At 53.6% G+C, this 10,199-nt stretch carries 10 protein-coding genes; 8 read left to right on the top strand and 2 right to left on the bottom strand.

Annotation, left to right across the window (positions count from 1 at the left end; genetic code table 11):
- Nucleotides 1-102: 102 nt before the first annotated feature.
- Nucleotides 103-669: an elongation factor P gene (gene efp, locus ACT3TY_RS11340; protein ID WP_172116269.1), complete on the bottom strand. Its 567-nt coding sequence runs from the start codon at nucleotides 667-669 to the stop codon at nucleotides 103-105.
- A 138-nt stretch (nucleotides 670-807) separates the two neighbouring features.
- On the opposite strand from efp, the gene epmB reads away from it, so the two are divergent.
- Nucleotides 808-1,827, top strand: a complete 1,020-nt coding sequence (gene epmB, locus ACT3TY_RS11335; RefSeq protein ID WP_444628272.1) for an EF-P beta-lysylation protein EpmB — start codon at nucleotides 808-810, stop codon at nucleotides 1,825-1,827.
- Between the two features lie 301 nt (nucleotides 1,828-2,128).
- On the opposite strand, the gene ACT3TY_RS11330 is transcribed toward epmB, so the two are convergent.
- Nucleotides 2,129-2,971, bottom strand: coding sequence for an ion transporter (locus tag ACT3TY_RS11330; RefSeq protein WP_444628270.1), 843 nt, complete (start codon nucleotides 2,969-2,971; stop codon nucleotides 2,129-2,131).
- A gap of 306 nt (nucleotides 2,972-3,277) precedes the next feature.
- Here ACT3TY_RS11330 and ACT3TY_RS11325 point away from each other — a divergent pair, with 306 nt between their 5' ends.
- The 7 genes from ACT3TY_RS11325 to ACT3TY_RS11295 all read left to right on the top strand — a co-directional run bounded on the left by ACT3TY_RS11325 (nucleotide 3,278) and on the right by ACT3TY_RS11295 (nucleotide 10,137).
- Nucleotides 3,278-6,109, top strand: a complete 2,832-nt coding sequence (locus ACT3TY_RS11325) for a monovalent cation/H+ antiporter subunit A (protein WP_444628268.1) — start codon at nucleotides 3,278-3,280, stop codon at nucleotides 6,107-6,109.
- Nucleotides 6,109-6,441, top strand: coding sequence for a Na+/H+ antiporter subunit C (locus ACT3TY_RS11320; RefSeq protein ID WP_087109531.1), 333 nt, complete (start codon nucleotides 6,109-6,111; stop codon nucleotides 6,439-6,441). Before ACT3TY_RS11325 ends, ACT3TY_RS11320 begins: the two co-directional genes overlap by 1 nt.
- The gene (locus tag ACT3TY_RS11315; RefSeq protein WP_444628266.1) at nucleotides 6,438-7,949 is read left to right on the top strand and encodes a monovalent cation/H+ antiporter subunit D; all 1,512 of its coding nucleotides are present in this window, start codon (nucleotides 6,438-6,440) and stop codon (nucleotides 7,947-7,949) included. The genes ACT3TY_RS11320 and ACT3TY_RS11315 overlap by 4 nt, the downstream gene beginning before the upstream one ends.
- Complete coding sequence (locus ACT3TY_RS11310) at nucleotides 7,946-8,443, top strand: Na+/H+ antiporter subunit E (protein WP_087109535.1); 498 nt, start codon at nucleotides 7,946-7,948, stop codon at nucleotides 8,441-8,443. Before ACT3TY_RS11315 ends, ACT3TY_RS11310 begins: the two co-directional genes overlap by 4 nt.
- Nucleotides 8,437-8,706 (top strand): K+/H+ antiporter subunit F, encoded by a 270-nt coding sequence (locus ACT3TY_RS11305; RefSeq protein WP_087109537.1) that lies wholly within the window; start codon nucleotides 8,437-8,439, stop codon nucleotides 8,704-8,706. Before ACT3TY_RS11310 ends, ACT3TY_RS11305 begins: the two co-directional genes overlap by 7 nt.
- A gap of 37 nt (nucleotides 8,707-8,743) precedes the next feature.
- Nucleotides 8,744-9,130, top strand: coding sequence for a Na+/H+ antiporter subunit G (locus tag ACT3TY_RS11300; protein WP_444628264.1), 387 nt, complete (start codon nucleotides 8,744-8,746; stop codon nucleotides 9,128-9,130).
- A 173-nt stretch (nucleotides 9,131-9,303) separates the two neighbouring features.
- A complete protein-coding gene (locus tag ACT3TY_RS11295) occupies nucleotides 9,304-10,137 on the top strand; it encodes a DUF6694 family lipoprotein (RefSeq protein WP_318779675.1) in 834 nt (277 codons plus the stop codon).
- Nucleotides 10,138-10,199: the final 62 nt, after the last annotated feature.

Below are 10,199 nucleotides of genomic sequence, written 5' to 3'. Positions count from 1 at the left end.
AGGTAGTACAAATGCCGCCAAGTACGTAATAAAGCCTACCGCTTTATCCACTTGGCTAAGCACTTAACTACTCACTTAACACTTAGCTTAAAAACGTACTTATCAAGCGCGAGAAACGTACTCGCCGGAGCGCGTATCGATTTTGAGCACTTCGCCCTGGTTGATAAACAGAGGTACACGAACAACAGCACCCGAAGAGAGCGTTGCGGGTTTAGAGCCGCCCTGCGCCGTATCGCCCTTCAGGCCTGGGTCAGTCTCGACAACTTCAAGCTCAATGAAGTTGGGCGGCGTCACCGAAATTGCCTTGTCGTTCCACAGTGTCAGCGTATAAGGCACCTGCTCTTTGAGCCATTTGACAGTATCGCCCAGCGCTTTTTTCTCTACGGCGTACTGCTCAAAAGAGCCGTCCGTTTTCATAAAGTGCCACATGTCACCGTCGGTGTAGAGGTACTCCATCTCCAGGTCCATGACATCTGCACCTTCCAGTGAATCACCAGATTTAAAGGTACGCTCGCCTACACGGCCGGTCATCAGGTTACGCAGCTTAACGCGGTTAAACGCCTGACCCTTGCCGGGCTTGACCAATTCGTTCTCAACGATTGAGCAAGGATCACCGTCGAGCATTACTTTTAAACCGCCTTTGAATTCATTGGTAGAATAGTTAGCCATGTTGCCTCTCTGTGATCTATTTCAGTTAGCTATTACAGTGAGCGATGCAAGATAGCCTACGTCGCCGCAGCGTGGATAGCATCGTCAAATAAGTGCGCGCATGATAACCCGAAGGAGGGCTTTTTGCAGGAGAACATTATGATCGTTGCCTCGGATAATCACGAGCGATTCAACGAAGCCTCAAGCCCTACGTGGCAACAGCAGCTTTCCAGCGCCATTCGTGACCCACAAGAGCTTTGCAAGCGGCTTGGACTAAAGAGTGAATGGCTCTCTGGCGCACATACCGGGCATAGGCTGTTTGAAACCTGCGTACCCGAGGCCTATTTGTCACGCATTACTTACGGCGATACGTCCGACCCGCTGCTGTGCCAAGTGCTGCCCGTCAGCGACGAAGCGCTCACGCCTAGTGGTTACGTGCTTGACCCTCTTGAAGAGGCCGATCATCGCCCTGCCAAAGGGTTGATTCACAAATACGCCGGTCGGGTGCTATTAATCGCAAGCCCAAACTGCGCAATTAACTGCCGCTACTGTTTTCGTCGCCACTTTCCCTACAGCGATAATTCACCATCCCGCGCCCAGTGGCAAGATGCGCTTGATTACCTGCGCAGCAGCCCCACCATTCATGAAGCCATTCTTTCCGGCGGCGACCCGCTGGCCGCCAACGACCGTCAGCTAGCCTGGCTAGTCGGCGAGCTGGAAAAAATCCCTCATCTTAAGCGGCTGCGCATTCACACACGCTTACCCGTGGTGATTCCTGATCGTATCGATAATGCGCTACTTGCCTGGCTGGGCAATACCCGGCTGCAAAAAGTCGTGGTACTGCATATCAATCATGCCAACGAGATAGATCAAGCCGTCGTTGAGGCCTGCACCCGATTAAAAGAAGCCGGTGCCACGTTGCTTAATCAAAGCGTACTGCTGCGCGGCGTTAACGACGAAGTGAGCACACTCACCGCCCTTTCAGAGCGGCTTTTTGAGGCAGGCATCCTGCCCTACTACCTGCATGTATTAGACCCAGTGCAGGGCGCCGCTCATTTTGATGTACCGGATGATGAAGCACGTGCGCTCATCACCCAACTACGTGAGCACCTACCCGGTTTTCTGATGCCCCGACTAGTGCGCGAAGTGCCCGGGGAGGCGAGTAAAACGCCGCTGTGAGGGGTATCAATAGCCAAGCGAGCAGCCCGATGCGGGGCTTGGCATATAAACGTTACACCATTCTGGAAATGCTTGCCGCCTCGGCGCTTTGGACAGCCCAAGAGGTTGTGCATGCCAAAACCGCTAAAGCGGCATTTTCAGTCATAAACCGGGGCGCATGTACATCCCACCCACCACCCAAGGCGAAGGAACACTTGCCCACCCGGACAGTGCCGGTGGCGTGCAGTGGGACCGCCCCTTTATCTACCCCTACCATGTTCGAAGAAGCCGTATCCGCTACCGCATGGTGCGTGCCTGCCTTCTATTGAGGCGAGTTCGTATCACGCTTTGTCAATGCCGATTCCATGCGGTCCAATTGAGCACGCAGTTCTCGAACATCGCTACGTAATCCCTGTATTTCTGCCTCTTCCCCTTCGCCATTGTCCAGCGCCATCTGGGCGCTCTCTTTTTGCATGACGTCCAGCACAATGCCGATCATCATATTGAGAAAGATAAAGGCGTTGAGGAATATGAACGTTAAGAAGTAGATCCAGGCATAGGGAAAGTGTTCCATCGTCGGGTACAGAACGGCGGTGGCCCAGCTTTCAAACGTTGCTACCTGGAAAAGCGTTAGCATGGCCAGTGCAATATTGCCCCATAGCTGCTCATCGACGGTGTGGAACAAGAAGCTGCCGATTGCGGCATAAATGTAGAAAATGATAAACATCAAAAGCACCACGTATCCCATACGCGGTATGGATTTGATCAGCGCCGACAGCAGCATTTGAAGCTCAGGAATCATTGACACCAGGCGCAGCACGCGGAAGATGCGCAGCAAGCGCGCCAGCAATACCATTTCCGACTCGTCCATGGGGATTAGACTGGCGGTAACAATCAGAAAATCAAAGACATTCCAGCCTTTCTTGAAGAAATCCCGCAGTCTGGGCTCTGCCGCCATACGGATCAGAATTTCGACCAGAAAAAATACCGTCACCGCCATATCCAGAACGCCGAGCCACTGCTCAAACCGGCTCACCTCATCGTAAGTGCGCGCGCCAATCACCAACGCCGACACCACGATAATGGCAATCACAAATGTCTCAAAAAACGTGTTACTACGCAGCTTTTCAAAGCGTGCCTGCCAGGTACTAAAGGAAGTGCTCATTGCTGTAAAGTTCTCGCAAGCATAGAAAATTCAAAAAATAGTTTAAAAAATGAGAAGCATTATTCATCCTCCCCATGCGGCAACGCAAATGCTACCTGCAATAACCGCCATCCGTTTGGGGCGTGCATCAACGGCAAGCACCCAATCACTTGCTCTTGTTCATTGAATAAGCGGACCGATTATACGAAAGCCGCACATCTTCAAAACAAGTGATATTCTACGGTTTCGCTTAATTTACCCTTGGCCCTAGGTGTATTCTCCTCACTTTGCGGCTTTTTTTGAGATTTTATTGCGCTGGATGAGCCCATGACACTGCTTTGGATAGCCTTATTACCGTTGCTTGGGGTACTGGTGCCACTGATCACCGCTCAACGCGACCGCTCTGTGTGTTCGCTTGCGACGAGCGTGGTACCGGCTGCCGCCCTGCTACTCACCTTACTTCAGGTCCCTGCCTTGCTGGATGGTGAAACGTTGCGCTTCCATGCTGAATGGATGCCTGAGCTTGGCTTGGAACTTGCCTTTCGTCTGGATGGCCTGTCCTTGCTTTTCAACCTCCTGATTCTGGGAATCGGCCTGCTCGTATTGCTGTATGCCCACTTCTATTTGGGCAAAGATGAACCTGTAGGGCGTTTCTACGCTTTCCTGATGCTGTTCATGGCCTCTATGGTCGGTATCTCAATGTCCGACAACCTGATTCTTTTATGGTTGTTCTGGGAGCTTACGAGTCTTTCCTCGTTTCTATTGATCGGTTTTTGGTCTTATCGTAACGATGCGCGTAAAGGCGCACGTATGGCGCTAACCGTGACCGGTGCAGGCGGCCTTGCCCTATTAGCGGGGCTATTACTGCTCGGCGATATGGCCGGTAGCTTTAATATGAGTGATGTGCTGGCCAGTGGTGCCACCATTGTGGCGGACCCACGCTACCCCATCATGCTGACACTAATTTTATTAGGTGCTTTCACCAAATCGGCGCAGTTTCCGTTTCATTTCTGGTTGCCGCATGCCATGGCGGCGCCGACCCCGGTTTCTGCTTATCTGCATTCAGCCACCATGGTTAAGGCGGGCATCTTTTTAATGGCCCGGCTGCATCCAGCGATTGCCGGTAGCGAGCTTTGGAGCGTGGTGGTACCGCTTATCGGTTCAATCACGCTGCTATATGGCGCCTGGTTTGCTCTGTTCAAGACGGACCTAAAAGGTATTTTGGCGTTTTCTACCATCAGTCACCTGGGCCTGATTACAGTGCTATTGGGCATCGGCACGCCTATGGCCGTTTTGGCGGCGCTGTTTCATATCGTTAACCACGCCACATTCAAAGCAGCGCTTTTCATGAGCGCAGGCATCATCGACCATGAAACCGGCACACGTGAGCTTAAGCAGTTGGGCGCGCTGCGAAAAACCATGCCCATCACTGCCCTACTTACGACACTGGCCGCTGCGGCGATGGCAGGCGTACCCTTCTTTAATGGATTTCTCTCCAAGGAGATGTTCTTTACTGAAACATTAGCCACGCCCGTACTGGGCGGATTAAGTTGGTTAATCCCTGCGCTGGCCGCCATAGGTGGCATTCTTTCCGTTGCCTACTCGGTACGTCTGGTGTATGCGGTGTTCTATGCGCCCGCGAAGGAAGCGTCACCCAAGGCGCCTCATGAGCCACCACACCTGATGCGTTTTCCGGTCGAACTGCTGGTAGTGCTCTGCATGCTGGTAGGTTTATTCCCCACGCTGATGGTTAATAACCTGCTTGAGCTGGCGACGCAAGCGGTGCTCGGTGAACCGCTGGACTTCCACTTGGCTATTTGGCACGGCGTGAACCTGCCACTCATCATGAGTATGGTGGCATTTGTTGTGGGTGTTGTCCTTTACTGGCGCCATGCTGATCTACGTCGTTTCGCCCAATCGTTTGCCAGCGTCGATGCAAGCCGTGTGTTTGAGCGCGCAATGATCAGCCTTGAGCAACGTGCAGAAGCCCTCGTGGCCGCCTGGGACGGTCATTCGCTGCAGCGCTTTGTGGGCTGGCTTTTGCTGTCCACGCTGATCATGGGCGTTATCGGCTTATCACAAATTACCGAGCTTACCGGCCCCAAAGGCAATCAACCCATTGATGGCGTGCTGCTGCTAGGCGCTGGCATGTTGATTTTTGGCGGTATTGCCACGGCCGCCACTCACCGCTACCGGCTAATTTCACTACTCATGCTGTCGGTGGTGGGACTTTTTGTAGCCCTTACGTTTGCACGCTTCTCTGCACCGGATCTAGCGCTGACGCAGCTTTCGGTGGAAGTGGTAACGATGATTTTGCTGATGCTGGCGCTTTTTTTCCTGCCTCAAAAGACGCCCCCCGAATCCAGCCCCAAGCGCAATCTGCGCGACATGCTGTTAGCGGGTTCATTGGGACTTGTCATCGCCAGCATTAACTATGCGGTGATGACGCGAGATACGCTGTCGATCTCTAACTTCTTTATGACCAATAGCGTTCCTGGCGGCGGCGGCCATAATGTGGTCAACGTCATTCTGGTCGATTTCCGTGGCTTCGATACCTTGGGCGAGATTACGGTGCTGGCCTTGGCGGGCTTGGCGATTTTCAAATTGCTCAACCGTTTACGCCTGTTTATCCCGCACAGCGACGGAGAAGGCCGCGTTTGGTCCCCTGATCGTTATCCGGCCATTCTGACCTCTATTTCACTAGCTCTATTGCCGTTGGCGCTGCTGGTATCGGCGTTTATTTTCTTGCGCGGCCACAATGAGCCCGGCGGTGGCTTTATCGCTGGCTTGATCACCGCGGTTGCGCTGATTCTTCTGTATATGGCACGTGGTGTGGAGTGGACGCAACAGCGTTTGGACTTCCCCTTCCAACCCGTTGCCATTGCGGGGGTTGCGGTGGCAACGCTAACCGGCTTGGGTAGCTGGTTGTTCGGCTACCCCTTCCTGACCTCTGCCTTCAGCTACTTTAGCCTGCCGGTAGTCGGTAAGTTTGAGCTAGCCACTGCTCTGCTGTTTGATCTCGGCGTTTATCTCGCCGTCGTCGGCGCCACGCTGATGATCCTGGCCAACCTGGGCAAGGTCACCACGACTCACCGGCCAGTGGTTAATGAGCCCAAGGGCGACGAGGTCACGCCGCCACCCGCCAAGGAGCAAAGCTGATGGAATTACTTTACGCAATCACCACCGGCGTACTTAGCACCTGTGGCCTCTATTTAACGCTTCGGGGGCGTACTTTTCCCGTAGTGGTAGGTCTAACGCTGCTTTCTTACGCCGTGAACCTGTTTCTATTTTCGATGGGTGGGTTAACCACTGACGGTGCGGCCATTGTTCATGGCGAAGGCGTTTATGCCGACCCGCTGCCTCAAGCGCTAGTGCTTACCGCCATCGTTATTGGCTTCGCAATGACCGCTTTCGTCGTGATTCTCGCGATGCGCGCCCGCAGTGAAGTGGGCAACGATCATGTAGACGGTAAAAAGGAAGACCGCGAATGATGCAACACCTGATTGTTTTTCCTATCGTCCTGCCGCTGATCGCCGGCATTATGCTGCTCTACCAGCGCCAGGGACTGGTTCGCTACAAACGTATCGTGAGCGTTGTGGCCACCGTTCTATTATTGGCCGTGGCGATAGGCCTGATTAGCCAAGCCATGCGTGGCGAGATTCTTTACTACGCATTGGGCAACTGGCAAGCGCCTTTCGGCATCGTACTGGTGCTCGACCGTCTATCTGCCTTGATGCTGTTGATCACAGCTCTGCTTGCGGTGGGTGCCGTGATATTTGCCTGTGCAGGGGATGATGAAAAAGGCAGCAATTTTCACGGCCTTTTTCAGTGGCAACTCCTGGGCATTAATGGCGCGTTTCTAACCGGCGACTTGTTCAATCTGTTCGTCTTTTTTGAAGTGCTGCTTCTCGCCTCTTACGCGCTGCTGCTACACGGTGGTGGCAAAGCACGTATCCAGGCGAGCGTGCATTACGTAGTACTCAACCTGGCAGGTTCTTCACTGTTTCTGATAGCGGTAGGTACGCTTTATGGCGCCACGGGAACGCTTAACATGGCCGATATGGCTCTGCGCGTAGCCGAACTGCCTGCTGAACGCCAAGGCCTGGTGACCGCTGGCGCGTTAATGTTGCTGGTGGTATTTGGCTTGAAAGCCGCCATTTTGCCGCTCTATTTCTGGTTACCGCGCGCTTATTCAGCGGCGCCCGCCCCGGTGGCAGCTCTCTTTGCCATTATGACCAAAGTCGGTATCTACGCCATCCTGCGCGTTTATCTGCTGATTTTTGGCGAAAGCGCGGGCGCACTGACCGCACTGGAGCAGCCATGGGTATGGTGGCTCGGCTTGGCAACGCTCATTGCCGCTGGGGTAGGCATTATGGCTGCCCGAGATCTAAAACTACTGGTCGCTTACCTGGTGTTGCTGTCGGTGGGCACGCTTTTGGTCGGTGTGGGCATGCGAACAGAGCAAGCGACTTCAGCGCTTCTTTACTATTTGATTCATACCTCCTTGATTACGGGTGGTTTATTCCTGCTGGCCGAAATGATCGGATTGCAGCGCGGCAAGGCGGGGACTCGGCTGGTGAAAAGCCGTCCCATGACCCAAGGCAAGGCGTTAGGGTTACTGTTTCTTGTAGGTGCTGTCGCCGTTGTGGGCGTTCCGCCACTTTCCGGCGCCTTGGGTAAAGCACTGGTGCTGAACGCCGCTGAAGGTGCTCAGCGATTATGGCTATGGCCTACTCTACTGCTGGTTAGTTTGGCAGCCTTGATTGCTCTGTCACGCGCAGGCTCCACGATCTTCTGGCGTAGCTATCGCGGCAGTTTAGGCGGCAATGCGTTGCCACGCCGCCAATGGTTTGCCGTCATCTGGCTGCTAAGCGCGGCCCCCTTAATGACCCTTTTTGCGGGGCCCATCAGTAGCTACACCCAGGCAACGGCCGAGCAGCTATCACAGCCACAAATCTTGATCGACACGCTGCTACTTGATGCAGGAGATGCCCCATGATTACCCCGCGCTCCTGGCTGCCGACGCCAGTTTTATCGCTATTATTACTAGGCGTCTGGCTGCTGCTTGCACGCAGTTACGCCCCCGGGCAAATCGTGCTGGGCGGCATACTGGCCATTATCATTCCTCTGGTGACCTATCAGTTCTGGGACACGACTCTACGCATCAAAAAGCCCTGGGTGCTGCTGCGGTTTATCTTGAGGGTTTTAAAGGATATCGTCGTCGCCAACTTTGAGGTGGCTTGTCTAGTGGCCAACCCTTGGCGCAGGCTAACGCCACATTTTATTGAATACCCTTTAATGCTGGAGGAGCGCTTCACCATTACGCTGCTGGCCAGCACCATCAGCCTGACGCCTGGCACGGTATCAGCCAACCTGCGTCTCGACGGTCAATCGCTATTAATCCATGCTCTAAATGTTGATGATGAAGAGGAACTGATCAGGCAGATCCGCGAGCGGTATGAGCGCCCTCTCAAGGAGATTTACGAATGCTAAGCATTGCTTTGTACATTACCCTGGCGCTTGTCGTCATGGCACTGCTAATGAACCTCTTTAGGCTTACCGTGGGGCCAGACCTCCCGGACCGCGTACTGGCGCTGGATACCATGTACGTTAACTCCATCGCACTAATTGTTCTGCTGGGGCTATGGCTTAACAGCAAAACCTATTTCGAGTCGGCGCTGCTGATTGCCATGCTGGGCTTTATCAGCACCGTGGCCGTGTGCAAATACATTCTGCGCGGAGACATTATCGAATGAACGCATTTTCTGTCTCGCACCACCCAGAGGTGTCGCCATGTCGCTCCTTGTAGAAGCACTTATCTCCTTAATGCTTATCACCGGCGGCGTGTTCGTATTTATCGGCTCACTGGGGATGGCTCACCTACGCGATTTTTATATGCGCCTGCATGGCCCGACCAAGGCCACTACGCTGGGTATTGGCTGCATGCTGATTGCCTCAATGGGGTATTTTTGGAGCGTCGATGGTCACATTGATATTCAGGAGTTACTCATCACGCTATTTCTGTTTATTACCGCCCCTGTCAGCGCCCATTTGCTTGCCAAAACCGGCCTGCACTTGCGTTTGAGGCATGCCCAAAAAACGCAGGGCAAACCGATAGAGCTTCGCTCAGAGGAAGTCGGTGATAAACCCGTCCCCCATCCCGACAAAGGCCACGGTTAGCCGTCCGGCCATGTCCCTGTAGTGAGAAAAACAGTCTCTACACGGCCACGGCCTCCTAAATTTTCACAGCCCACAACCGATAAATAAAGTGCTTAACAATGACAGAGATAGTAGTGGTCGTTAGCGCTTTCCGGTAAGCTCCACAGCGTTTTTGACCATAATGAGGTGAATGTATGTGGAGCCTCCTACGGCTGTCTGCCATTACGCTATCGCTATGTGTGTTAGCCGGTTGCTCAGACCCCAAAATAGATACCAGCTCCATGCCAGCGGCGGTTGTCTCAATTGAGAATGTACGTGAGGCGATGCCTGCTTATAAGCGTGATGAGTTTGATAAAGCGCTCGCTATCATGGCGATGCCAAACTTTGGCAGCATGGCCTTACTTAGCCCTAAACGAATGAATGCAGCCGAGATCGCTGAATCGGCCAACGTTCGCATGCATGGTCTAACGGGCGACCAGGTAATTAAACGCGCCGACGATATTCTACGCGAGAGGCGAGCCAGAGAGCGTCAGCAGGCGCTCTCTACCCTTGCCCGGTTGACTGAAAAGCAAGCGCGGGCAGCTAAAGACCGTGAGCAACGGGAACGCTTTAGCATTGATAACGCACGCTATTATATAAGCCAAAGCCCATACGGCACGCCAGAACCGGCGCTGGATATTGAGGTGACCAATCATACGGAGCAGGCCGTCTCGCAAGTATTTTTAAGAGGTGTTGTGACCAGCGCTGATCGGTCCGCGCCCTGGATTGATGAAACGTTTTACTATGTGATTGCGGGCGGTCTTGAAGCAGGTGAAACGGCCATGTGGCGCTTGGCACCTAATCGTTTTAGCGCGTGGGGAAACACACAAATACCCAGCGATGTATCGCTCACGGTAACCGTCGAAGGCCTTCAAGATGCCCAAGGCAACCCGTTATGGGATTCGCCTGAACTTAGCAAGAGCGAGGTAGAAAGGCTTGAGCACCTGAGCCACGAATATCAGGGCATCGCACTATCTACCACCCAGTAGTTGTCGGGTTTATAGAGCGCGTACTATTGAGTCGGTACGTTACGTACCGACTCAATAGCTGG

Origin of the sequence: Halomonas sp. AOP22-C1-8, assembly GCF_052378905.1 — a bacterium.
In the GTDB taxonomy this organism is placed as follows: domain Bacteria; phylum Pseudomonadota; class Gammaproteobacteria; order Pseudomonadales; family Halomonadaceae; genus Vreelandella; species Vreelandella citrativorans.
This window is presented reverse-complemented; position numbering and strand designations above follow the sequence as displayed.